This window comes from Photobacterium pectinilyticum, assembly GCF_024357955.1.
Lineage (GTDB): Bacteria > Pseudomonadota > Gammaproteobacteria > Enterobacterales > Vibrionaceae > Photobacterium > Photobacterium pectinilyticum.
Map to the genome: position 1 here is coordinate 31,496 of NZ_JANEYT010000012.1, position 24,582 is coordinate 56,077.

Genomic DNA, 24,582 nt, shown 5'->3' on the forward strand with positions numbered 1-24,582 from the left:
GTTCAGACAGGGAAGAGACTACATTGGATTATTTTAATTATCAGCAAGATGGCCAGCTATGGGCCGAAGAGATTCCACTGGCCGATTTGGCTGACCGTTTTGGCACACCGCTCTATGTCTATTCGCGTGCGACGCTCGAACGTCATTGGCATGCTTTTGACCAAGCGGTGGCCGAACATCCCCACCTGATTTGTTATGCCGTAAAGGCAAACTCCAATATCGGCGTGCTTAATGTACTGGCGCGACTGGGTTCCGGTTTCGATATCGTTTCGGGTGGCGAGCTCGAGCGGGTAGTCGCCGCGGGTGGCGATCCGGCCAAGGTCGTGTTCTCCGGGGTCGGTAAGACCGCCGCGGAAATGAAGCGGGCCCTGGAACTTGGCATCAAATGCTTCAATGTAGAATCCGAACCTGAGCTGGAGCGGCTTAATCAGGTTGCCGGTGAGTTGGGCAAGGTAGCGCCGGTATCACTGCGTATTAATCCGGATGTCGATGCCCAGACCCATCCGTATATTTCAACTGGCCTGCGCGACAATAAATTCGGCATTGCCTTTGAGCGAGCGCCAGAAGTGTACCGTTTGGCCCATCGCCTGCCGCACCTAGCTGTAACGGGGATGGATTGCCATATCGGCTCGCAGTTGACAGCCATTGACCCGTTCATTGATGCCACCGACCGCCTGCTGGCATTGGTTGATACCCTTAAAGCCGAAGGCATTGTTATTCATCATCTTGATGTGGGTGGCGGCTTGGGTGTTACCTACAGCGATGAGCGTCCGCCTCAGCCTTCGGAGTATGCCAGAGCGTTGATGGCGCGCCTGACCGACCACCGTGACTTGGAGCTGATTTTCGAGCCGGGCCGGGCGATTGCTGCCAATGCTGGGGTGATGTTGACGCGAGTGGAATACCTCAAGCTTACCGAATACAAGAACTTTGCCATCGTCGATGCGGCGATGAACGACATGATCCGTCCTACCCTTTACCAAGCGTGGCAAGATATCGTGCCAGTTATCCCGCGTAATGGTGAGAAGGTGTCTTATGATCTAGTCGGCCCTATCTGTGAAACCGGTGACTTTATCGGTAAAGATCGCGAGCTGTGCCTAGAGACTGGTGACTTGCTGGCGGTACGTTCGGCAGGGGCTTATGGTTTTGTGATGTCGTCGAACTACAACACCCGCGTGCGCGCAGCGGAGATCATGGTTGATGGCGGCCAGGCCCACGTAGTGCGTGAACGCGAAGAACTCGCGCAGCTGTGGCAATCAGAGCAGCTGTTGCCAGAATAACGAGAAGGAACAACATGCAGGTTAATTTTTCGAAAATGCATGGGCTAGGTAACGATTTTATGGTCGTCGACTGTGTGACCCAGAATGTGTTCTTCTCGCCGGATGCGATCCGGCGTTTGGCTGACCGCAACCGTGGGGTTGGGTTTGATCAGCTATTGGTGGTAGAGCCGCCCTATGATCCCGAGACGGATTTCCATTACCGGATCTTCAATGCCGATGGTAGTGAGGTGGAGCAGTGTGGTAATGGTGCCCGCTGTTTTGCCCGTTTTGTCTGGATGAAGGGGCTGACCAACAAATACCATATTTCGGTCAGCACCAAAGGCGGTAAAATGGTACTCAAGCTGGAGAACGACAACCAGGTCTCTGTGAATATGGGGGTGCCTGAGTTCGATCCGGGTAAAATTCCTTTTCGTGCCAATCAAAGCGAGAAAACTTATATCCTGCGGGCGGGTGAAAAAACCGTATTTTGCGGGGCCGTCAGCATGGGCAACCCACACTGTGTCACAGTGGTGGATGATGTCGAGACTGCAGCGGTCGAGACCTTGGGGCCGATCCTTGAATCCCACGAGCGTTTTCCTGAGCGGGTGAATGCCGGCTTTATGCAGGTGATCAATCGCAACGAAGTGAAGCTGCGGGTTTATGAGCGTGGTGCTGGTGAAACCCAGGCATGTGGTAGCGGGGCTTGTGCCGCGGTGGCGATTGGCCGGATGCAGGGGCTGCTGGACGACAATGTGAAGGTGTCGCTACCGGGGGGGGATTTACAAATCCGCTGGCCGGGAGAGGGCAAGCCTTTGTATATGACAGGTGCGGCAACGCATGTGTTTGATGGACAAATTGTATTATGACCGATATATCTCAGCTTGACGTTTGTGCCCCCGATGAGGATGCCGTCTCGTTGAACGAGCAGGAGGTAGCGGACTTTTTGTTGGCTAACCCTGACTTCTTTGCCCGCCATCCAGAGTTGTTGAGCCGGATCCAGGTCCACCATGCCGACCGTGGCGTAGTGTCTCTGGTTGATGTCCAGCTTGAGCGCTTGCGCAGTAATGTTGGTGAGTTGGAAGAGAAAATTACTGGCTTGGTTGGGGCGGCGACCCACAACAGCCAACTTTTCCATACCTTTGCCAAGGCCCAGCAACAGTTGTTCCAGACTCATAATATCTACCAGGCATTGTGTGTACTGGAAACACTGGCCGATGAGCTGAATCTTGACATCAGCCTGCGTCTGTTTGATAGCCTGGATGATAACCTGTTCCTTGACCGCCGCAGCTTCGAGAGCTTCAGCCGTTCGCGGCTGTCATCGCGCCCGGTCTATCTGGGTCGGTTGCGGAAGCTTGAAGCGGATCTGCTGTTTGACCAGCCGCCGCAGCTGGGGTCGTTCTTGATCTTGCCGCTTGGCAATGACAGGCCGTTTGGGGTACTGAGCTTTGCCAGTGTCGATGGCGGTCATTTCCAGCCGGAGATGGACACCTTGTTTGTCGAGCAGTTGGCCATGGTCCTCGCCAAGCTGATCCACCACTGGGAATATACCCGTGAGGTGATTGAGTGAGCTTGCCAGCTGGCTTGGAAAAGCCGCTGCAGCGATTTTACGAATACCTGCGCAGTGAACGGGAGCTTAGCCTTCATACCCAACAAAACTACAAGCGCCAGCTGACAACGTTGGCCGAGCAGCTGGTGGCGTTGGGCGTCGATAACTGGCAGGCCGTCGATGCCGGTTGGGTCCGCCAGTTGGCCTCCAAGGGGATGCGAGATGGTCTTAAGGCCAGCAGCCTGTCGATGCGATTGTCAGCACTACGTAGCTTTTTCGATTACTTGGTCCGGCAAGGTGTCCTCAAGGCTAACCCGGCTAAGGGGGTGTCTGCACCGCGTAAGGCCAGGCCGCTGCCGAAGAACCTGGATGTTGACGAGATGGATCAGTTGCTCAGCGTCGATGAGGACGATCCCTTGTCTATACGCGATCGGGCGATGATGGAACTGATGTATGGCGCTGGCTTGCGCTTGTCGGAGCTGGTGAGTCTCAATGTCAAGGATGTCAGCCTGCGCAAAGGCGATTTGCGGGTGATCGGTAAGGGCGACAAAGAACGTGTTGTACCGTTTGCCGGGCTGGCCCGCGAATGGGTTGGACACTGGCTGAAGGTGCGGGGCCAGTTGGCTGCGGCTGGCGAGCCCGGGTTGTTTGTGTCCAAACTGGGCCAGCGTATTTCTAACCGCAATGTCCAGAAGCGGATGGCGGAATGGGGCCAGAAGCAGGCGGTATCGAGTCATATCAACCCGCACAAACTGCGCCATAGTTTTGCCACCCATATGCTTGAGTCCTCGGGGGATCTGCGGGCGGTTCAGGAATTGCTGGGCCATGCTAATCTCTCGACCACCCAAATCTATACCCATTTGGACTTCCAGCACCTGGCACAGGTGTATGATGAAGCCCATCCCCGAGCCAAACGCAACAAGCGTTGAGCTGGGGTGTTTTTGAGAGTAGCCGCTGATGCAGTTTTACCGACCTTTTTCCGCGCCCAAGGCACTGACCTTTGATCTTGACGATACCCTCTATGATAACCGACCGGTGATACGCCGGGCTGAGCAGTCAATGCATGATTGGTTGGCGGTTAACCACCCGCGGTTGAAAGGGATAGGGGGAGCTGGTTGGCTGCAATTGAAAAAGCGTCTTGCCAAAGCCGATCCCATGCTGCGCCATAATGTGACTCAATGGCGGTTTGAATTGCTCAAGATTGGCTTTATGCAGCTGGGCTATTCCCTTTCAGCTGCGGAACAGGCCGCTGGCGAAGGGGTCGCGGTGGTTCTTGAGGTCAGAAATCAAGTGGATGTCCCTGCAGAAACGCACCGGGTATTGGCGATGCTCAAGCAACAGTTGCCGCTAGTGGCGATTACCAATGGCAATGTCGATGCGGAAAAAATCGGGCTCGCGCAGTATTTTGATGGGGTGCTGATGGCGGGCCGTGATGGATTAGCCAAACCTGAGCCCGATTTGTTTGTCAGCGCGGCGGTAGATCTAGGCATCCCCCCGAGTGATATTCTCCATATTGGCGATCACTTGGTGACCGATGTCGGTGGCGCCAAGCAAAACGGTTTCAAGGCCTGCTGGTTCAATGATCAGCTCCGTGTGCTGAGTCGTGAGCCACGCGCCAAGTGGCTACCGGATGTCGAAATCAGCCAGCTGTCACAGCTGTTGGCATTGGTGTCTGAGTGAGGCAAACCCACATATAGCCGGTTATTTGAGCGATCAAAAAAGGGACAGCATGCTGTCCCTTTTCTGTCTTTATCTGTTTCGCCCTGAAATAGGTTTACTGCAATAAAGACTGCTTCGGCTTGCTGCTGATGAGATGGTCGACAGAAATCATCCCGGCGCCCCAGAACACGTTGATCAGCATCATCATGCCCCATAACTGGTGGTCGAAGAAGCCCTTCTCCCACAGCAGCGGGTAGGACACTACCGCAATGATATTGAATACGAACAGTGCCAGTGCCATTGGTCGGGTGAACAAGCCGAGTGCCAAGAAAACGGGCAGGATCAGCTCGGCTGCCGTGCCCGAATAGGCGGCGAATTGCCAGGGGAACAGGGGCACTTGGTATTCATACTCGAACAGGTAAAGGGTGCTGTCCCAACTGCTGTATTTCACCATCCCGGACTTGAAAAATACCCATGCCACCCACAGTCGGGTGAACAGCAGGAACAGAGGGATCAGGGGCTCGGTGATCCGCTGGGCCGTGATATCGATTTGTTTGAGAAAATTCAGCATGCACACTCTCCCTCAGGCAAGCCGTGGATACGGGTGAAAAGTTGTTGTTGGATCAGCTCGCCTAGAATGGCCAGCATGGTACCGTCAGCGTCGCCCAATGCACGACCTTGCTGGCACAGGTGTAACAAAGCTGTCGCCGTCGTGGTTGTTGCCATCACCAGCATACCTTGTGAGCGGTGCTGGATAATGACCGACTCCGGCTGATTCATATCAATCGGCTCAACCTGATCATCGGTGATCATCTGCCACAGGCTGGCGACAGGGTAATGGGCATCGAAGCTGTAGATAGGCTCAGCAACTTCCATTACCAACTGAGGCAGGTTGTCCTCGGTGATCAGTGTTAGTTGCTCGAACGGAAAATCTGTACTGACCGGAGCATGCTGGCTAGCTCGGTCGACAAGCCACTCCAACTGGGCCAGTTCGGCTAGATAAGGAACCGCCTCAATTACTGACGGCTGGCCGGAAATTGTATCGGCAAAGCCGTCGCCGTAATCGGTCACATTGCCTTCCCCTAGCGGGTAGGCCAGTACATGCTGGCGGGCGAGTTGGGCGAAACACTCGTCACCGACCACGGCCTTGCAGCATGGATAGGAGGCTTCCAGCACTTCCGACAGGCTGATAATAAAGTTGTTACGGTAGATTTGTATCAGTTGTTCCGGGGCAAACTGACCGGTCGTAACGGTTTCATTAGCAGGGCTTGGCCGGTAGTGCAGCGCTTCGGCGAAATCCTGTTGTAGTTTATGTAGTTGGTGCGGCTTTTTAGGCTGCGGAGATCCCATCATTGGCCTCCTCCGCAATAATGTATCGCGCCTTGTCGGCTTCCCCAAGTAGCACGTCGAGCGCAGGAATATCGAGATCCCATTCAATCAGCGTTGGCACCCCGCCAAGCGCGGTGAAGTGCTGGCGTACCCACTGGCGATAGAGTTGCCATACTGGTTCGCTAACGGGTTTGCTGTGGGTGTCTATCCATATTTCGCCTTGTTCGAACTGTTTGACGGTAAAGCCCGCCAGGTGGATCTCTTTAACCGTGCGAGGGTCAATAGCATCCAGATAGGTTTGGCAATCGAAGCCGTGGTTGAAACTGCTGACGTAGATGTTGTTGAGGTCGAGCAGCAAACCGCATCCGGTGCGTTGTTGGACAGCTCGCAGAAATTCCCATTCCGGAATCGTGGAGTGGTTGAAACTCAGGTAACTGGATGGGTTCTCGACCAAGAGCTGACGGCCGAGCGTGTCTTGTACTTGTTCAACCTTGTGGCAGAAGTGGGCCAGTGCCTCCTCGGTATAGGGCAGGGGCAACAGATCATTGAAGTACTGACCGTCAACCGAACTCCAGCTGAGGTGGTCGGATACCGCAATCGGGTCTATTTCATCCACGAGCTGCTTGAGCCGGGATAGGTGCTGTTTATCCAGCGCATCGGCAGAGCCGAGAGACATCCCGACCCCATGGCAGCTGATCGGGTAGTGGTTGGCAATGTCCCTGAGTTGCTGGCGGGCCGTCGAGTGAGGCGTAAAAAAATTCTCGCTGTGGATTTCCAGCCAGCTGATATCTGGCTTGTCGGCGAGAAATTGATGGATGTGGGGGGAGCGAAGCCCCACCCCTACCATCTTGTCAGGAGACAACCTGCTCAATTACTCGGCCTCTTTAGAACTACCGGCCAAGCGATCGCAAAGGCCTTTAGGCACCATGACGAAAGCATCTTTCTGGCCATCGGTTTTCGAGGTGCCGGCACAAGAGCTGGTTTTGGTCGCACAGTCATTTTTACCGGCTTTGACCACCCCGTAGCATTTTTCCTTTTCTGCCGCGACGGCCACAGAAGGTGTTAGTGCCGTACCCGCAAGGGCAAGTAAACCAGAAACCGCAGTAGCAACAGCAAGATTAGACTTTTTCATAATGATTCCTTCATTTGAGTGTTATCAAGTTGGTAGGTGATTAAAGGTTATGATGAGCTGGTTGAGCCGCCAGCAAGACGATCACACAAGCCTTTAGGAACCATCACGAATGCATCTTTCTGGCCGTCGGTTTTTGAGGTACCGGCACAAGAGCTGGTTTTGGTGGCACAGTCATTCTTGCCTGCCTTGACTACGCCGTAGCACTTTTCTTTTTCCTCAGCAGCGACCGCGGCGGTGGTGGTCATGGCGGTTCCGGCTAGTGCAATCAGGCCTGTTACTGCAGTCGCGAGTGCAATGTTGGTGGTCTTTTTCATGTTTAATCCTCTTAAATACGCTGACTGTTGCAGGAAAATGCAACGTTTCCTTTTGGGTTAACTGACACCTTGTTGGTGCTCTCGGTACATAAGAAAGGGCGAGTTAGGAATAACTTTCATGCTTTCTTAATTTTTTTAACTTTTCGTTAACTTTGTGTAGTTCCAAGCATAGAACAAAACAATCTGGCAAGAGGTTGATAAGGTGAAATTTTTGTCACGCTTTATTGATGGGTTTGTCATCTGTTGGCTGGGTGGTGTGGCAGAGGGGAGGTTTCTCGCATCACGGTGGGCTTTGTGGTTATAATCATCACCATTGTATAAATAACCAGTAGAGAGCGATGGACGTTTCACTTCTGTTAGATGGCCTAAATGACAAGCAACGCGAGGCGGTGGCGGCACCGTTGGGTAACCACCTGGTTTTGGCCGGCGCCGGGAGTGGTAAAACCCGGGTTTTGGTCCATCGCATTGCCTGGTTGATGACGATAGAGCAAGCCTCGCCTTACTCCATCATGTCGGTAACCTTTACCAACAAGGCAGCCGCTGAGATGCGCGGCCGGATCAATGAGTTGATGCACGGTTCGTCGGCAGGTATGTGGAACGGCACCTTCCATGGCCTGTGTCACCGCATGCTGCGCGCCCACTATTTGGATGCCAACTTGCCGGAAGATTTCAATATCCTCGATTCTGACGATCAGATGCGTTTGATGCGCCGTTTAATCAAGGCCCAGAATCTTGACGAGAAGCAGTGGCCGGCCCGCCAGGCAGTGTGGTATGTCAATGGCAAGAAAGACGAAGGTCTGCGTCCACAGCACATTGACTCGTTCAATGACCCGGTCGAGCAAACCTGGCTGCGTCTTTATACTGCCTATCAGGAAGCATGTGATCGTGCTGGTTTGGTCGATTTCGCCGAGTTGCTATTGCGTGCCTTCGAGTTGCTGCAGCGTAGCAAGCATATCCGTGAACACTATCAGGCTCGCTTTAAGCACATTCTGGTGGATGAATTCCAGGATACCAACAACATCCAGTTTGCCTGGTTGCGCCTGATGGCCGGTCCGGACTGTAATGTGATGATTGTGGGTGATGATGACCAGTCAATTTACGGCTGGCGTGGCGCCAAGGTGGAGAACATCCAGCGCTTCCTCAATGATTTCAAGGGGGCTAGTTCGATCTTCCTTGAGCAAAACTACCGTTCGACCGCTAACATCCTGAAAGCGGCCAATGGCTTGATCGCCAACAACAACGAGCGAATGGGCAAGAATCTGTGGACCGATGGTGCTGAAGGTGAGCTGATCTCTATTTATTCGGCCTTCAACGAGCTCGATGAAGCCCGCTTTGTGGTTGGCAAAATCAAAGAGCTGCGCGATCAGGGCGGAGCCTTGAGCGATGCAGCCATGCTTTATCGTAGCAATGCCCAGTCGCGGGTATTGGAAGAAGCGTTGATCCAGTCGGGAATGCCGTATCGGATTTATGGCGGTATGCGTTTCTTCGAGCGTCAGGAAATCAAAGATTCCCTGTCGTATTTGCGACTGATTGCCAACCGTAATGATGATGCCTCGTTTGAGCGGGTAGTGAATACCCCGACCCGTGGCTTGGGCGATCGCACACTGGAAACAATCCGCATGACAGCCCGTGACCGCGGAGCGACCATGTGGCAAGCCAGTGTTGCCTTGCTGGAAGAGCAAGTGCTGGCTGGCCGTGCAGCCAATTCGCTGCGCCGCTTTATCGAACTGGTCAATGCTCTGGAAGATGATACCCGCGAGCTGCCGCTGTATCAGCAAACCGATGAAGTGATCCGTAATTCTGGCCTACGTGCGATGTACGAGCAGGAAAAAGGCGAGAAAGCCCAGGCACGAATCGAAAACCTTGAGGAACTGGTCACCGCAACCCGCCAGTTCGAGATCCCGGAAGAAGCCGAGGAGATGAGCCCGTTGTCGGCGTTCTTGTCCCATGCTGCGCTGGAAGCGGGCGAAGGTCAGGCTGATGAGTTCGATGATGCTGTCCAGCTGATGACCATGCACAGTGCCAAGGGGTTGGAATTCCCGGTGGTATTTATGGTTGGCGTCGAAGAAGGGATGTTCCCGAGTTCGCGCACTACCGAGGAAGTGGGCCGCTTGGAAGAGGAGCGCCGCTTGTGCTACGTGGGTATGACCCGTGCTATGCAGAAGCTCTACATTTCCTATGCGGAGATGCGTCGTTTGTACGGCAAGGACAACTTCCATAAACCGTCGCGTTTTATCCGCGAGATCCCGGAAGAGTTTATCGAAGAAGTACGGATGAAGGCCAAGGTGTCACGACCTGCCAGCAGCGGTCGCTTCAGCCAGACCCAGGTCAACGATAACTTTAACCAAACGGGTTATACCCTTGGTCAGCGGGTCAAGCACCCGAAATTTGGTGAGGGGACCATCATCAACTTTGAGGGAAGCGGTGCCCAGAGCCGGGTACAGGTAGCCTTCAATGGTGAGGGCATCAAATGGTTGGTGACCCAATATGCCAAGCTTGAGCCGATGTAAACGCTCAAAAGAGCAATCGCTGGTTCGATGTTAGTCAAATGACGAAAACACAACCCGTGGCATCTGCCACGGGTTTTTTTATGCCGGTTTACTCAGTGGTGCTGTGTATCCAGCGGTGATCTTATTTTGCGATGACTTTGCCTTCTCGGCGCGGATCGGCAGCACCGGTCAGGTTTTTGCTGTTGAGCTTGATGGCCTGAACACCAGAGTTGAGCTCCTTGACCTGTACCTCGAAGCCGAGGGTTTCCAGCTGTGGCGCCCAGCTTTCTGCATCGGTACCGGCTTCCAGCTCAAACGGGCCGAAGCGGTTGTTCATGTTAGGCAGGTTGATGGCTTGTTGCAGCTCCAGCCCCCAATCGAGGTGGGCGACTAGGGTCTTGGCAACGTAACCAATGATTTGACTGCCGCCCGGTGAGCCGATAGCCAGGTAGGGCTTGCCTTTTTGCATCACGATGGTCGGTGCCATGGAGGATCGGGGGCGCTTGCCGGGCTCGACCCGGTTGGCAATCGGCTTGCCGTTGTCATGGCTACGGAAGGAAAAGTCGGTCAGCTCGTTGTTGAGCAAAAAGCCGCGCACCATTACCCGGGAGCCAAACCCGTTCTCGATGGTGGTGGTCATGGAAATCACGTTACGGTTCTTATCGACGATTGAAAAGTGACTGGTCGAGGGCAGCTCGATTGATTCATCCATGGCATAGCGCATGGCGTGATCCCACTGCGGGGTGCCCGCTTCGGCTTTGGCCAAGGTTTTGTCCGTGTTGAGCAAGGCTGCCCGCTGTTGGAGGTAGTCACCCGCTAGCAACCCCTTGGTGGGCATTGGTACATAATCGCTGTCGGCCATATAGTGACCGCGGTCGGCAAAGGCGAGGCGGGAGGCATCGCCGAGCAAGCGCCAGCTGGTCAGGTTGTCCGGCCCCAACTCCGCAAGCGGATAGTGGCTGAGCATTCCCATGATCTGACCCAGCGTCAGGGCGCCAGAGCTTGGTGGCCCCATCCCGCAGATCTCGTACTGGCGGTAAGGCGCGCAGATGGCAGGCCGCTCCTTGACCTGATAAGTGGCGAGATCCATGGTGCTGAGGACGCCCGGGTTGCCAGGTGCCGTACGTACCGCCTTGACGATATCTTTGGCTATCTCGCCGGTGTAGAAGGCGCTGGCTCCGCGCTCGGCGATTTGGCGCAAGGTATCGGCATATTCCTGGTTCTTCAGCGTTTGGCCGGCCTGAATCGGTGAGCCATCGTTATTGAAGAAATAGGCTTTGGTTGCCTCGAAGCGTTGCAGGTGGGTTTGGTCTTTTTCGACCAGTGACGCCAACCTTGGGCTGACGGTGAAGCCGTCTTTGGCAAGCTGGATCGCTGGTTCGAACAGTTTCTTCCAATCCAATTTACCGTGACGCTGATGGGTATACCACATCAGTCTGACGGTGCCCGGGGTGCCGACCGAGCGGCCACCGACGACGGCATCGAAGAATTGCAGAGGCTGGCCCTTGTTATCCTGAAATAGCAGGGGAGTGACGGCGAACGGTGCCGTTTCTCGGCCATCAAAGGTGGTAAGGGCTGCCTTTTTTTGATCCCAATACACCATAAATGCTCCGCCACCGATACCGGAGGATTGGGGCTCGGTCAGGCCCAGTACCAATTGGGTGGCGACCATGGCATCGATAGCGTTGCCGCCCTGACGTAAAATGTCAGCGCCGGCTTCACTGGCGTATGGATTGGCAGAGGCGATCATCCAGTCTTTGCCCGTCACTGCTTTCTGTTCGGTGAGTCCGGTGGCAGCTTCCGGGGCGAGTTGATCCGTACTTTGTTGGCTGTCTTTGGCAAAGGTGGATGTCGGCAGGGTCAGCAGGCAGGCTGACAATAGGACGACCCGGTGTCGGTGATTCCATTCCATGGGGGAGTACTCCTTACTTAAGCTGTAGCTAGCCTAAGTAAGGTAAGTGGTGGTGTCTAACGGTTGACTGTTTTTTGTGCAGCGGGTCAACCTGTGTGAGGCATTCTAGTCGTCGCGTTGACTACGCGATAATGCTGATCAGGATCAGGCTACCGATAAGGGTGAACAAGGCGCCACAGGTGGCATCAATCCATGGTGTCCATCGCTGCAGCTTTTGTTGTAGGCGAGCACCGGTCAATAGCCAGGCCAGCAGGGCAAACCACAGAAACGAGGTTCCCCACAACAAGCCGATTGCCGTCGCTTTGCCACCCAAAGACATACTGGCGGGCACCAAGGTTGATAATAAGCTGATAAAGAAAACCAGAGCTTTGGGGTTGAGGATATTGGTGGTAAAGCCCTTGGCCAGTGCTTGTTTACGGTTAGCAAGCACTTGCTTATCTTGTTTGGCTGTTTGTTGTTCTGCTGGCTGATAGCGCTGCTGGTAGTGTTGCCACGTGCCTTTGAGCGCGCCGATCCCAAGCCACAGCAGGTAACTGCCGCCAGCAGCTTGCAGCAGTGTAAATAACATAGGGTGCTGGTGGATGAGCAAACTCGCACCGGTCAGGCTGAGGATAGAATGGAGCAGGATCCCCAATGACAAGCCGAGGGCGATCATAATCCCGGTCTGGCGGCCGTAGCGGCCGGCATTTTGTACCACCAAGGCGAAGTCGGGCCCCGGACTCATCAGGGCGACGATATGGACAGTTACCAGAGTGGCGAGGGTGGTCATTTCATTGATCATGCTTGCTTAGCCTTGCTCTTTTGTTGTTTGCGGGTATTGCGATGGTGTCTCAGACCGTCTGAACTGAATAAGATCAGCGCCGCCCAGATAAAGGCAAAGGTATAGCCTTTATCGACAGTAAATTTTTCGTCATAGACAGTAATCGCCAACAGGAACATCAGGCTCGGGCCGATGTACTGGAAAAAGCCTAGCGTTGAGAGCTTGAGCTTGGTGGCTGCACCAGTAAAGCACAATAGTGGCACAGTGGTGACTATGCCGGCTGCCATTAGCAGCAGATTAGTGGTCATCGGGTTGACGGACCAGTCCGATGTTGGACTGGTGGCAAAAAGAAAGACGTAGCCGAGCGCCAGAGGCAACAACAAGCTGGTTTCCATAAACAGCCCCGTGGCCGCATCAAGGTTAACTTTTTTGCGCAGCAGGCCGTAGAGGCCGAAGCTAGCAGCTAATGCCAGTGCGATCCACGGTAATGAGCCGAACTGGATCAGTTGGACTGCCACACCAGTTGCTGCCAGTGCTACAGCAACCCATTGCAGCGGCCGTAGGCGCTCGCCGAGGAAAAGCATCCCGAGCAAGACATTGAGCAGTGGGTTGATGTAATACCCCAGGCTGGCATCGAGCATGTAGTTGTTGTTGACTGCCCAGATGAAAATCAGCCAATTTCCTCCGACCAGCAATGAGGTTGCCAGCAATAGCATGACCACTTTCGGTCGACCTAATACGGCCCGTACTTGCCCCCATCCCTTGCTAACCATCAATATTAGTGCAAGAAACACGAACGACCAGATCACCCGGTGGCTGAGGATCTCCATTGCACTTACATGCTGGAGGGACTTGAAATAGATCGGGGCGACACCCCACATGGTGTAGGCCGACAGGGCGAGGATGACGCCGCGCTGGGTCCGGGTATTTTGCGCTTCCATGATTACCTGAAAAGTTGGTGCCGAGCTGGCAGGAGAGAAATAAATATTCAGTTGTGTATGCAGGCGCAGTATAAATCGTGATCGATCCCAATACTATTGTCTTTTTCATCAGCAAACTCAGCCTCGGGCTACGGAAATGAATTGAACCAGGGGTGACTCCCATCGGCGATCTGAATGGTATAGAATAGCCAGCCTTGTCCATCTTCAGGTGCCCCGTGTCGGGTCACCCGCGCCAATGAGAACGTTATGCCAGCAAGCCAGCCGTGCAAGACCGAAAGCCCTATGACCTGTGAACAGGTGCTGCAGGATGTGTTCGGCTACCAGCAGTTCCGCGAGGGTCAGCAATCTGTTATCGAGGCGGCGGTGTCCGGGCAGGATTGTTTGGTGATCATGCCGACCGGTGGCGGCAAGTCGCTGTGCTACCAAATTCCGGCCTTGTTGCGTGATGGGTTGACACTGGTGGTGTCTCCCTTGATTTCCCTGATGAAAGATCAGGTGGACCAGCTTAAGGCCAACGGGGTGGCTGCCGCCTGTATAAATTCCACCATGTCGTGGGAAGAAGTACAGGGTACCTTTCAGGCGATGGAACAAGGCCAGATCAAGTTGGTTTATGTCTCGCCAGAGCGCCTGCTTGGCCGTGATTTCTCCGAGCGGCTGGCCAGCTTGCCATTGAGCATGGTTGCCGTGGATGAAGCGCACTGTATCTCGCAGTGGGGGCATGATTTTAGGCCGGAATACGCCGCTCTTGGCAGTATGCGTCAGGCATTTCCCGATGTACCAGTGATCGCCCTGACGGCAACAGCGGATGATACCACTCGGCAGGATATCATTGCCCGTTTGGCCCTACAGGCCCAGCATACCTATCTCGGCAGTTTCGACCGGCCGAATATCCGTTACACCCTGCAGGAAAAATACAAGCCGATGGCCCAGCTGACCCGCTATTTAGCTGGGGTGCGCGGCCAGTGCGGTATTATCTACTGCAATAGCCGCAAACGGGTGGAGCAGATCAGCGAAAAGTTAAATGAGAGTGGGATCCGTGCTGCTGGCTATCATGCCGGGATGGGTCATGACGAGCGAGCTTGGGTACAGGAAGCTTTCCAGCGTGATGATGTGCAAATTGTGGTGGCGACGGTGGCATTCGGCATGGGGATCAACAAGCCCAACGTCCGTTTCGTGGTTCATTATGATATCCCGCGTAACATTGAATCCTATTATCAGGAAACCGGACGGGCAGGCCGAGACGGCTTACCGGCTGAAGCGATCCTGTTTTACGACCCGTCAGATTTAGCCTGGCTACGGCGCTGCCTGGATGAGAAAGAAGACGGTGCCCAGAAGTTGGTGGAAAGCCACAAGCTCAATGCCATGGGAGCCTTTGCCGAGGCCCAAACCTGTCGGCGGCAGGTGTTGCTCAATTACTTTGGTGAAGCGCGGGAAGAACCTTGCGGTAACTGCGATGTGTGTCTCGACCCGCCCAAGCATTTTGATGCCTTGGAAGTGTCGCAAAAGGCACTTTCCTGTGTCTACCGGGTTAACCAAGGTTTCGGTATTACCCATGTGGTGGAAGTGCTGCGCGGCATGCAGAACCAGCGTATTCGTGAATATGGCCACGATAAACTGAGTACTTATGGTATTGGCCGCGAGCATAGCCATGAGTTTTGGGTCAGTATTTTACGCCAGCTGATCCACCGTGGTTTCCTGACCCAGAACATTGTCCGCAGTTCGATATTGCAGCTGACGGCCAAAGCTCGCGAAGTACTGCGCGGGGAAATCCCCCTTGAGCTGGCCGTGCCGAGGCTGGATATTGCTGCCCGCAGTGCCAAGAGCGACAAAATGGCCAACCGCCAGTACGACAAAAAGCTGTTCGCTAAACTACGTAAGCTACGCAAGGCCATTGCCGACGAAGAAGATTTGCCGCCGTACGTGGTATTCAATGATGCCAGTTTGATGGAGATGGCTGAGCGTTTGCCGACTTCGGCGGGTGAGCTGCTGTCGGTCAATGGTGTTGGCCACCGCAAGTTGGAAAAATACGGCAACGTCTTTTTGGGACTGATTGAAGATCATCTGACTGCAGGTGAAGAGGTCGGTTTCTGAACCGTTTTCTAAGTCGGTGGGTGTGAAACAGGCAAAAAAATACCGGACAATCTGCGCCCGGTATAAAATGCGTATTAGATACAAACAGGGGCTTGGCCCCAGCATGATCTGTTCGCTACAAAACAGCTTGCGTATTTGGTGAGAATGTTAAATTCACCGATTGCTTACCGGGTCTCCCCAATCAGCAACACTTTCATAAAACCATGAACCTCCCCCCCTTGGCTAGGGGCTAGTTATTGCTTGATACTCACAGAAACAATTGGTTACAGGAAATTTCCTGCAGCTAAGCATTGCTAAAAGGAATACGCGCTATGGCAATAAGTTCGCACTATTGGTGTCGACGGTTGGATACCGCAGTAAGACTGTTAGAGCTCGGCGGGCCTGAGTTCGACTATGATAGCTTTACCGAAGTGGCAGATATGTTGCTTCAGGGGCTGGGGATCACGGTTAGACTTGCATGTATGGCTGGTGGACTTTGAAGGCTGCCGTTTGCTGCTGAAAGGTGAGCACTACAGTGGCCAGATGTGGCTAGAAGGGCTCGACAGTGAAGCACAAGAAACACTGTTATTCCTCGCTGGATTGCTGGGTGAGCGGTGATACTCTAGGCAAAGCGGTGGTTTGCTGTATAATCCCCGCCTTCGGTTGCTACTGGCGGTGTGAGAGCTGGCGGTAGTGTTTTGGGTTCCCTCTCCCCCAATGACAAAAAGGTCTGACAATGACGACTTCTCAATTTTTGCCTGTGCAGCAGCGCAAGGCCCTTTCTTTTTTGGTGGTTTTCCACCTGTTGATCATCGCATCAAGCAACTATTTGGTTCAGCTTCCCTTTACAGTCATGGGATTGCATACCACATGGGGCGCCTTTACCTTTCCGTTTATCTTTCTTGCGACTGACTTGACGGTACGTATTTTCGGTGCGGCAATGGCAAGGCAAATTATTCTCAGGGTAATGATGCCAGCGCTGGTGATTTCCTATGTGCTGTCGGTTCTCTTCTATCAAGGGGAGTATCAGGGCCTAGGCCACCTCGCTGAGTTCAACTTGTTCGTTGCCCGGATTGCGATTGCTAGCTTTATGGCTTACCTGCTGGGGCAAATCATGGATGTGTCGGTGTTTAACCGGCTGCGCCAGACCAAGCAATGGTGGGTCGCCCCGAGTTGCTCGACCTTGTTCGGTAATGCCCTCGATACCTTAGCCTTCTTCGCTATTGCATTTTATAACAGCCCAGATGCATTCATGGCAGAGAACTGGGTCGAGATCGCTCTGGTGGATTATGGTTTTAAATTGCTGATCAGCCTTGGGTTGTTTGTGCCTATGTACGGGGTGTTGCTCAATTACCTGATTAACAAGCTGACGACCGTGCCGCCAGCCCGACAGAGCAGTGACAAGCAACCGCGCAGCACCTTGGGCGTCTAGCTTTCCCTTATCAGGGTTTCGCACCATAATAAGCACAGTTTAAGGCCAGCATTGCTGGCCTTATTCAGTTTGGTATATAGGAGGAATTATGCATATCCGTGAGGCCAGTACTGAAGAAGCCGTAACGGTGTTGGTCGCGATCACCGAGTTTGCTCGCCCCGCTACCGAAGACGAGCTAAAGCAGAGACTCCGTGTCCACCGGGCTTTGATTTTAGTGGCTGAGATAGATGGCGAATTGGCTGGGGTCAAGATCGGTTATCAGCTGTCGGAGGATTGTTTTTACAGCTGGCTGGGTGGCGTTGCACCAGCTGGACGCCGTAGTGGTGTGGCACAGGCCCTGCTCGAGGCTCAGGAGGCATGGGTACTGGCTCAAGGTTATCAGACGCTGAGAGTGAAATCCCGAAATCGGTTTCCAGCCATGTTGCGCTTATTGTTGAGAAATGGTTATCAAATCGAGCACTTAGAAAAGAAAGACGGTATTGAAGACTTCAGGTTGCATTTTGTTAAACAACTAAATGACAATAATTCTCAATAAAATGCTTGCATCTCAAATGAGAATGGTTATTATTAGCTTGCGCTCAACGAGAAAGGTTTAAACCGGTTCTCATTGAAGGCACGACATTGCTCACATTGCTTCCAGTGTACTTTAGCTAGGGTGGGTTTTTAGTGTAGGGCTAAAAACGGCTATCCCTTCTGCTAAGCGGCAGCTACTTCCGGCTTCTAGCTGGAGAGTAGTGCCGCTTTTTCTTTATCTAGCGCTGATTGCCTGATCGGCGGCCTTAGGCGATCTTCACCAACTCCCTGACCAGCTTATTGATCCCTTCTGCGGCTTCAGACACGCTGCCCGCTAGCATATACGCAGGGGTAGTCAGCAGCCGGCGCTTCTGATCCAGGACGAAATCATCGACCGGGCATTTGATATGTTCACCGCCCATTTGGTTGAAAGCTTTTGACGTATCGGGATCCGTACCTATCGTCCCTTTGGCTCCCGGACCGTAGATCAGTGGGATCATTGCAGGTGCGATGCAAAGGTAACCGGCGGGTTTCTCTTCCTCGGCAAATTGCTGGCAGACCCGTTTGACCTCAGGGTGGATGGAGCACTCACTACCCTTGAAGGCAAAGTCTGACAGGTTTTTGGCTGCGCCAAAACCGCCGGGGAGCAGTAGAGCGTCATACTGGCTGGGATCCAACATGGCCAGATCATCGATTTGACCACGGGCGATCCGGGCTGCTTCGATCAGCACATTGCGTGTTTCCGCCATTTCTTCACCGGTCAGGTGGTTAATCACATGGTGCTGATCCATATTCGGGGCAAAGCAATGCCAACTCGCCCCTTCTTGTTCGATAGCCAGCAGGGAGAGGACGGCTTCATGGATTTCGGCACCGTCAAACACCCCTGAGCCGCTCAAAATAACTGCAATTTTCTTCATAATGGCTCCCTTTATCGTCAGATTTGTCTATTTTTACTCTCAGTTCATCTTATTTAAGAACGCACTGTTAACTTTTTCCACAATTAACGATCATTGCTGGATCGTGGATCAAATGAGCTATATAAGTCTAAGTTGTTGTATTTTATTTGTTTTATTTGTGTTTTTTTTGATTATTAAAAAATTGATCAACACTTAAAAATGAACTACCAACAAACTTATCCACAGATGTAGGGCCTTGATTGGAAAACAGCAGTTAACAGTTGATGGTAGTCATGGCATCCTAGGGTCCTCACTCTTTCATCCCCCGGATATAAGACTATCTTTATGGCAACTATCCCAGAAAACCCACTTATTCTGATTGATGGATCATCTTATCTTTATCGTGCCTACCATGCTGCGCCTAACTTCACTAATTCAGACGGTGAACCAACCGGTGCAGTCTACGGTGTGGTAAATATGCTGCGCAGTATGCTGCGCCAGTTTTCCACCGAGCACATTGCCGTCATCTTTGATGCGAAAGGAAAAACATTCCGAGATGATATGTATCCGGAATATAAGGCCAATCGTCCGCCGATGCCGGATGATTTGCGTAGCCAGATCGAACCCCTAAACGCCGTTATCAAGGCTATGGGCTTACCGCTGATTTCGATCCCCGGGGTTGAGGCCGACGACGTGATTGGTACCTTGGCCAGTCAGGCATCAAAAGCCGGTATGCCGGTCTTGATCAGTACCGGTGATAAAGATATGGCTCAACTGGTTGATCAGAACGTTACCCTGATCAACACCATGACGGATGTGGTGATGGATCCGGCCGGGGTTGTTGATAAGTTTGGTATCGGCCCTGAGTTGATCATCGACTACCTTGCCCTGATGGGAGACAAGGTCGATAACATTCCGGGAGTACCGGGCGTTGGTGAGAAGACGGCCAAGGCCTTGCTGACGGGGATCGGCGGTCTGGATGCGCTATATGCCAACCTCGATGATATCCCGCCATTGGGTTTCCGTGGTTCGAAAACCATGCCGAAAAAACTGCAGGACAACAAAGAGGCAGCATACCTGTCTTACGAGTTGGCAACCATCAAGCTGGATGTTGAGCTCGATGTGACGCCAGAGCAGTTGGTGAAAAGCACACCGGATACCGATGCGCTGACCAAGTTGTTTGGCCAGCTGCAGTTCCGTCGTTGGTTGTCCGAAATGCTCGACGGCAGTGACGGCCGTATTGTTGCCGATGAAAAAGCGGCATCGCCTGCGGCAGACAGTAAACCGGTGGCACCGGTAATAGACCGCAGTGGTTATGAAACCGTATTGGATGAAGCGGCGTTTAATCAGTGGCTGGAAACACTGAACTCTGCTGACGTTGTTGCGTTTGATACTGAAACCGACGGCCTCGATTACATGACGGCAAACTTAGTGGGTGTGTCGTTCGCGGTCGAAGAAGGCAAAGCGGCTTATGTGCCGGTTGCCCATGACTACCTTGATGCGCCAACCCAGCTGGACCGTGACTGGGTGTTGGCTCAGCTTAAGCCATTGCTGGAAGACCCCGAGCGTGCCAAGGTGGGCCAGAACCTCAAGTTCGATGCCAGTATTCTTGCCCGCTATGGTATTGACATGCAGGGGATCCGTTTTGACACCATGCTGGAGTCTTACGTATTCAACAGTGTGGTTGGCCGTCATGACATGGATAGCCTGTCGCTGCGCTACCTTGAGCACAAAGCCATTAGTTTTGAAGACATTGCCGGCAAGGGCAAGAAACAGCTGACTTTCAATCAGATTGATTTGGAGCAAGCCGGCCCTTATGCGGCAGAAGATGCCGATATTACCCTTCGCCTGCATAACCTGCTGGTTGAAAAAGTGAATGCCGATGAAAAGCTCAAGTCGGTGTTTGAAGACATTGAAATGCCATTGGTACCGGTATTGTCGCGTATAGAGCGTACTGGTGTGCTGATTGATAGCATGCAGCTTGGCGCACAGTCTACCGAGATCGCCGTCCGTCTTGATGAGCTGGAGAAGCAGGCTTACGAGATCGCAGGTGATGAGTTTAACTTGAGCTCGCCAAAGCAGTTGCAGGCTATTCTGTTTGAAAAGATGGGTCTACCGGTGCTGAAGAAAACGCCTTCTGGTACGCCTTCGACCAATGAAGAAGTGCTGCAGGAGCTGGCATTGGATTACCCACTGCCTAAACTTATCTTGGAATACCGTAGCCTAGCTAAGCTGAAGTCGACCTATACCGACAAGTTGCCGAAGATGGTGAACCCGGCAACAGGCCGCGTCCATACTTCCTACCATCAGGCCGTGACCGCGACGGGGCGTTTGTCATCGAGTGATCCAAACTTGCAGAACATCCCGGTACGTAATGAGGAAGGGCGCCGTATTCGCCAGGCCTTCATTGCACCAACTGGCTACAAAGTACTGGCGGTCGACTACTCGCAAATCGAATTGCGTATTATGGCCCACCTGTCGGGTGATCAGGCCCTGTTGGATGCCTTCCGGCAGGGCAAGGATATCCATGCCGCGACGGCTGCTGAGATCTTGGGGATCCCGCTGGAGTCGGTATCTACCGAGCAACGTCGCCGCGCTAAGGCGATCAACTTCGGCTTGATCTATGGTATGAGCGCATTTGGTCTGGCTAAGCAGCTGGATATGGGGCGTAACGAAGCTCAGGAATATATGAATGTGTATTTCGAGCGATACCCAGGTGTGCTCGAATATATGGAGAGCACCCGCAATCAAGCCAGTGAACAAGGGTACGTGGAAACCTTGTTCGGGCGTCGTTTGCACCTGCCTGATATCAAGTCGCGCAACGGTATGCGCCGCAAAGCGGCTGAGCGTGCAGCGATCAACGCCCCTATGCAGGGAACTGCCGCTGATATTATCAAACGTGCGATGGTGTTAGTGGATGAGTGGGTTGGCCAGCAGCCTGAAGGCCAAGTACGTTTGCTAATGCAAGTACATGACGAACTTGTATTTGAAGTACAAGAGTCGGAGGTCGAAAGCGTATCTGTTGAAGTTCGCCGCCTGATGGAAATGGCGGCTGAACTGGCTGTCCCGCTGATTGCAGACGCCGGTATTGGTGATAACTGGGACCAGGCGCACTAAATTAGCCCGAGAGCTTATAATGGTATGAAAATAGCCAGCATTGCTGGCTATTTTTTTGCTTAAATTATTCGTTCAGTGAGTTACGAATGTTAGAAACTACTTACGAAATCCTGAAAAAAAACTACAAAAATACTTTTCAATACTGAGCAATTGATATACAGTTATAGGCGTAGGGTACAGAGGTAAGATGTTCTATCTTTCAGACCTTTTGTTTCACGTTATTGGATTTGGCTGATTCAGCCGCCCTGGTCATTTGGCCAGGGCGTTTTTTATTGTGCCGCCAAAAATTCCATCCCTCCGAATTATCCCGTTTACATTTTGACCATCTTGGCACTGATTTGTTGCCATCTCATCTCGTTAGATAGCGAATAACTTACTGGAAGGTTATGTTTCCAGCGTTTACTGTGTATACCGTAATCCTTCGTTACTCATTTTTAGAGTAATTACTTTAATTTTGTTTTTCAGAGCGCTATACTCTTGTTTGCTTCTTGTTCATATTTGTTTTCGGTAGTGGGCTCCAAGCCGGCTAGCCAACAAATACATGAAATAGCCATCCTGGATTTGGGGTGGCTTTTTTTTATCCGGCCAATCATAAAACTGTAATTTTATTCCATTTTGGGATGTCTTTATTGGACTGCAGTACGCTTTATTTTTAATAAAAAACAACTTCACCCACTATTAGTCGCCAACAGCTTAAAACTGGTGGTTATCCTCTGGAACCTAAGATGTAACCTGTGGTTAAGTGTTGCCGGATACACAATTATGGGAGAAAAAACTTGCGTTGGTGGGGGAAATCACTGATGCTTTCTGGACAAATATAATAACCTCCTATTTCTCTCCCATTGCCCCGCCTTGCTGGTGGGGTATTTTTATGCCTGTGTCCCGTGATATTTGTGCCGCGTCCGTAGGCAAAAAAAAGCTCCCAGGCGGGAGCTTTATTTAGTGTTGATTTGTAAGTCGTTACTCTTTGTCTTGCGCTTCGTCTTCTTCGAGCATCGCCAGTTGTCGCTCTAGCTCAGGGGCAAACCATTCATCCAATTTACGGCGGACCTGATCTACGCCGATCCCCTTGAGTGACGAGAAGGCTTCGACCTGTACATCGCCACCGAATGTCTTGACGCTGTCGCGTACCTTCATCAGTTGCTGTTTACGAGCACCGCTCTTTAACTTGTCAGCCTTGGTGAGTAGAACCAACACTGGCAGGCGGCTTTCGATCGCCCACATGATCATCTGTTGATCAAGATCCTTAAGCGGGTGGCGGATGTCCATCAGCACGACTAGGCCCTGCAGGCACTCGCGCTTTTGCAGGTATTCACCCAGTGACTCCTGCCACTTTAACTTCATTTCCAGCGGAACCTGGGCGTAGCCATATCCCGGAAGGTCAATCAAGTTACAGCCGGGGATCACCTCGAACATGTTGATTAATTGGGTACGTCCGGGGGTTTTAGAAGTGCGGGCGAGGCTCTTTTGGTCGGTGATGCGGTTTAGTGCACTCGACTTACCTGCATTGGAGCGGCCAGCAAATGCGATCTCAACGCCTGTGTCGTTCGGCAAGTGTCGGATTGTAGGTGCACTTGTGATAAATCCTGTGTTTCTATAGTTGAGAGGTTGATTCACTGTTAACTCCGTCAAGTCTTGATGTAGTCGACTGATTACTTTTATGTGAAATTGTGTAAAATGTATGAAAACCGAGCTCGGTTAGTGGTCGCATTGTATACCATGTCACTGAGCATTACTTGTGGTACTGGAAGCTCTATAATTATAAACGGAATGTCATGAAGAAATTAGCACTGATATTGACTCTGCTGGCCAGTTGCTCTGCCTGGGCCCAGGGAGATGCAGAAGCCGGAAAGGCAAAAGCCGCAACATGTGCCGCCTGCCATGGTGCAGATGGTAATGGGATAATGGCTCAATACCCGAAAATTGCCGGTCAGCACCAGGGTTACTTGGAAAAGCAGCTCAAAGATTTCAAACTTGCTATGAGCACTGGTGGTGCTCAAGGCCGTAACGATCCTGTGATGGGCGGTATGGCCATGCCACTGACCGAACAGGATATGGCTGATTTGGCTGCCTTCTATGCCTCATTACCTATCTCAGATAACACCACTGCCGAGTCGTCGATTGAACTTGGCCAGGCGCTCTACCGGTTTGGTGATGCCGAGCGCGGCGTGACCGCATGTACGGCTTGTCACGGCCCTCGGGGTAATGGGACCAGCCTGTCTGGTTTTCCTAAGATCTCCGGCCAGAATGGTGAATACGTCAAGTTACAGCTTGAGAAATTCCGCGACGGTCAGCGTGGCAATGATATGAATGCCATGATGCGTGCGGTGGCCGCGAAGCTGACGGACGACGAAATTACCGCTTTGTCGCAGTACGTCGGCGGTTTGCACTAAATTTCCATTCAGCCAGACTTCCAGTGGTGGTGAAAAAGAGGCAGCGTCGGCTGCCTTTTTTATTGCATAGAGAGTGGCTACATCTGCAAGAAAATAACAGCTTTATTGAGGCAAAACGCAAATGGCTTGGGGGCTTATGAGAGATCGGCTATTTGTATCGGTAGATGTTGATGAAGTTGTTAATAGTTTTTGCCTTAAAAGCAAGAGATAACAGAACCTTGTGATTGCTGAAATAAAGTTACAACCAAGTCGCCGGTGTTGGTACATTGCTTCAAGCCTAGATTGGCGTAAAGTATCCCTTGTCGACAGGGAGTTGGCACCGGAACGGAAAGCGCCAATGACGGCATGGGCAGGGCGCTCGAAGGAATACAGGATGTCCGGCAAGGAGCTGGGTAGGCCGCAAGATGTGGTAAGGATTGTCAGGAAAGACACTTACGGAAAAGAAAACACAACATAGGAATCAGCATTCTAGGGATGGGGTGCACACACGGATGGTGAACTGGTTGCCAGATGGCAACATGCTGATGGAAGCAGCCGGTTAAGGATAGCCGTTTAAACAGGGATAATTGTTCAAGGACGGAAAAAACACATCAGGATGATGAAGAACAACACGTTGGCATGGAAGCACCAATAACAAAGGATATTGTCAAACCGGGATGTTATATAACTGGTTACGGACAGACTCGACAGGATATAGCCAGCAATGGCGACCCTACATAGCGACAGGTTGAATAACCTGTCGCTTTTTTCTTTTCAGACACTTACCTCCCTCCTACCTTAGTAGTGCACATTTCTCCATCAAATCTGCTATGATACCCGGCTT

Annotated in this window: 23 protein-coding genes and 1 pseudogene; 14 read left to right on the forward strand and 10 right to left on the reverse strand. The window is 52.4% G+C overall.

Features of this window, described 5'->3' with window-relative positions:
* The first annotated feature begins 23 nt into the window (after positions 1-23).
* Genes lysA through yigB form a run of 5 tightly spaced genes read left to right on the forward strand, consistent with a single transcriptional unit; the run spans position 24 to position 4,482 of the window.
* The gene (gene lysA, locus NHN17_RS07470; protein ID WP_255041593.1) at positions 24-1,277 is read left to right on the forward strand and encodes a diaminopimelate decarboxylase; all 1,254 of its coding nucleotides are present in this window, start codon (positions 24-26) and stop codon (positions 1,275-1,277) included.
* Between the two features lie 14 nt (positions 1,278-1,291).
* The gene (gene dapF, locus NHN17_RS07475; protein WP_255041594.1) at positions 1,292-2,122 is read left to right on the forward strand and encodes a diaminopimelate epimerase; all 831 of its coding nucleotides are present in this window, start codon (positions 1,292-1,294) and stop codon (positions 2,120-2,122) included.
* Positions 2,119-2,823, forward strand: coding sequence for a DUF484 family protein (locus NHN17_RS07480; RefSeq protein WP_255041595.1), 705 nt, complete (start codon positions 2,119-2,121; stop codon positions 2,821-2,823). The genes dapF and NHN17_RS07480 overlap by 4 nt, the downstream gene beginning before the upstream one ends.
* The gene (xerC, locus tag NHN17_RS07485) at positions 2,820-3,731 is read left to right on the forward strand and encodes a tyrosine recombinase XerC (protein ID WP_274126252.1); all 912 of its coding nucleotides are present in this window, start codon (positions 2,820-2,822) and stop codon (positions 3,729-3,731) included. The genes NHN17_RS07480 and xerC overlap by 4 nt, the downstream gene beginning before the upstream one ends.
* 28 nt (positions 3,732-3,759) lie before the next feature.
* The gene (yigB, locus tag NHN17_RS07490; RefSeq protein WP_255041596.1) at positions 3,760-4,482 is read left to right on the forward strand and encodes a 5-amino-6-(5-phospho-D-ribitylamino)uracil phosphatase YigB; all 723 of its coding nucleotides are present in this window, start codon (positions 3,760-3,762) and stop codon (positions 4,480-4,482) included.
* Positions 4,483-4,576: 94 nt separating this feature from the next.
* On the opposite strand, the gene NHN17_RS07495 is transcribed toward yigB, so the two are convergent.
* From NHN17_RS07495 to NHN17_RS07515, 5 genes are read right to left on the reverse strand one after another with little or no spacing between them, the layout of a single operon-like run.
* The gene (locus NHN17_RS07495; protein WP_255041597.1) at positions 4,577-5,032 is read right to left on the reverse strand and encodes a DoxX family protein; all 456 of its coding nucleotides are present in this window, start codon (positions 5,030-5,032) and stop codon (positions 4,577-4,579) included.
* A complete protein-coding gene (locus NHN17_RS07500) occupies positions 5,026-5,814 on the reverse strand; it encodes an HvfC/BufC N-terminal domain-containing protein (RefSeq protein WP_255041598.1) in 789 nt (262 codons plus the stop codon). Before NHN17_RS07500 ends, NHN17_RS07495 begins: the two co-directional genes overlap by 7 nt.
* A complete protein-coding gene (gene bufB, locus NHN17_RS07505) occupies positions 5,792-6,661 on the reverse strand; it encodes an MNIO family bufferin maturase (RefSeq protein ID WP_255041599.1) in 870 nt (289 codons plus the stop codon). Before bufB ends, NHN17_RS07500 begins: the two co-directional genes overlap by 23 nt.
* The gene (locus NHN17_RS07510) at positions 6,662-6,922 is read right to left on the reverse strand and encodes a BufA1 family periplasmic bufferin-type metallophore (protein ID WP_255041600.1); all 261 of its coding nucleotides are present in this window, start codon (positions 6,920-6,922) and stop codon (positions 6,662-6,664) included.
* A 47-nt stretch (positions 6,923-6,969) separates the two neighbouring features.
* Positions 6,970-7,236 carry a BufA1 family periplasmic bufferin-type metallophore gene (locus NHN17_RS07515; RefSeq protein WP_255041601.1) on the reverse strand — a complete coding sequence of 89 codons (267 nt, stop codon included), beginning with the start codon at positions 7,234-7,236 and terminating at the stop codon, positions 6,970-6,972.
* A 338-nt stretch (positions 7,237-7,574) separates the two neighbouring features.
* Here NHN17_RS07515 and uvrD point away from each other — a divergent pair, with 338 nt between their 5' ends.
* Complete coding sequence (uvrD, locus tag NHN17_RS07520) at positions 7,575-9,746, forward strand: DNA helicase II (RefSeq protein ID WP_255041602.1); 2,172 nt, start codon at positions 7,575-7,577, stop codon at positions 9,744-9,746.
* Between the two features lie 121 nt (positions 9,747-9,867).
* On the opposite strand, the gene ggt is transcribed toward uvrD, so the two are convergent.
* The 3 genes from ggt to rarD form a co-directional block, all read right to left on the reverse strand.
* Positions 9,868-11,637, reverse strand: coding sequence for a gamma-glutamyltransferase (ggt, locus tag NHN17_RS07525; RefSeq protein ID WP_255041603.1), 1,770 nt, complete (start codon positions 11,635-11,637; stop codon positions 9,868-9,870).
* Positions 11,638-11,758: 121 nt separating this feature from the next.
* A complete protein-coding gene (locus tag NHN17_RS07530) occupies positions 11,759-12,415 on the reverse strand; it encodes a LysE family translocator (RefSeq protein WP_255041673.1) in 657 nt (218 codons plus the stop codon).
* Complete coding sequence (rarD, locus tag NHN17_RS07535; protein ID WP_373689548.1) at positions 12,415-13,341, reverse strand: EamA family transporter RarD; 927 nt, start codon at positions 13,339-13,341, stop codon at positions 12,415-12,417. Before rarD ends, NHN17_RS07530 begins: the two co-directional genes overlap by 1 nt.
* Before the next feature lie 243 nt (positions 13,342-13,584).
* On the opposite strand from rarD, the gene recQ reads away from it, so the two are divergent.
* The 4 genes and pseudogenes from recQ (at position 13,585) to NHN17_RS07560 (ending at position 17,375) form a co-directional block, all read left to right on the forward strand.
* The gene (recQ, locus tag NHN17_RS07540) at positions 13,585-15,429 is read left to right on the forward strand and encodes an ATP-dependent DNA helicase RecQ (RefSeq protein ID WP_255041606.1); all 1,845 of its coding nucleotides are present in this window, start codon (positions 13,585-13,587) and stop codon (positions 15,427-15,429) included.
* Positions 15,430-15,740: 311 nt separating this feature from the next.
* A pseudogene (locus NHN17_RS26035) lies at positions 15,741-16,026 on the forward strand (DUF3630 family protein).
* Positions 16,027-16,144: 118 nt separating this feature from the next.
* Positions 16,145-16,840, forward strand: coding sequence for a 7-cyano-7-deazaguanine/7-aminomethyl-7-deazaguanine transporter (locus tag NHN17_RS07555; protein ID WP_255041612.1), 696 nt, complete (start codon positions 16,145-16,147; stop codon positions 16,838-16,840).
* An 88-nt stretch (positions 16,841-16,928) separates the two neighbouring features.
* Positions 16,929-17,375, forward strand: coding sequence for a GNAT family N-acetyltransferase (locus NHN17_RS07560; protein WP_255041613.1), 447 nt, complete (start codon positions 16,929-16,931; stop codon positions 17,373-17,375).
* A 244-nt stretch (positions 17,376-17,619) separates the two neighbouring features.
* Here NHN17_RS07560 and elbB read toward each other — a convergent pair whose 3' ends face one another.
* Positions 17,620-18,270, reverse strand: coding sequence for an isoprenoid biosynthesis glyoxalase ElbB (gene elbB / locus NHN17_RS07565; protein WP_255041614.1), 651 nt, complete (start codon positions 18,268-18,270; stop codon positions 17,620-17,622).
* Between the two features lie 324 nt (positions 18,271-18,594).
* Between elbB and polA the strand changes: the two genes are divergently transcribed.
* Together polA and spfP are read left to right on the forward strand one after the other, a co-directional pair.
* Positions 18,595-21,366 carry a DNA polymerase I gene (polA, locus tag NHN17_RS07570; RefSeq protein ID WP_255041615.1) on the forward strand — a complete coding sequence of 924 codons (2,772 nt, stop codon included), beginning with the start codon at positions 18,595-18,597 and terminating at the stop codon, positions 21,364-21,366.
* Positions 21,367-21,553: 187 nt separating this feature from the next.
* On the forward strand, positions 21,554-21,601 hold the full coding sequence (gene spfP, locus NHN17_RS26125) for a small protein SpfP (RefSeq protein ID WP_438616993.1): 48 nt from the start codon (positions 21,554-21,556) through the stop codon (positions 21,599-21,601).
* A 725-nt stretch (positions 21,602-22,326) separates the two neighbouring features.
* On the opposite strand, the gene yihA is transcribed toward spfP, so the two are convergent.
* The gene (gene yihA, locus NHN17_RS07575) at positions 22,327-22,983 is read right to left on the reverse strand and encodes a ribosome biogenesis GTP-binding protein YihA/YsxC (protein WP_255041616.1); all 657 of its coding nucleotides are present in this window, start codon (positions 22,981-22,983) and stop codon (positions 22,327-22,329) included.
* A gap of 158 nt (positions 22,984-23,141) precedes the next feature.
* Between yihA and NHN17_RS07580 the strand changes: the two genes are divergently transcribed.
* Positions 23,142-23,759: a c-type cytochrome gene (locus tag NHN17_RS07580; protein WP_255041618.1), complete on the forward strand. Its 618-nt coding sequence runs from the start codon at positions 23,142-23,144 to the stop codon at positions 23,757-23,759.
* 220 nt (positions 23,760-23,979) lie between these two features.
* Complete coding sequence (locus NHN17_RS07585; RefSeq protein WP_255041620.1) at positions 23,980-24,216, forward strand: hypothetical protein; 237 nt, start codon at positions 23,980-23,982, stop codon at positions 24,214-24,216.
* The last annotated feature ends 366 nt before the right edge of the window (positions 24,217-24,582 follow it).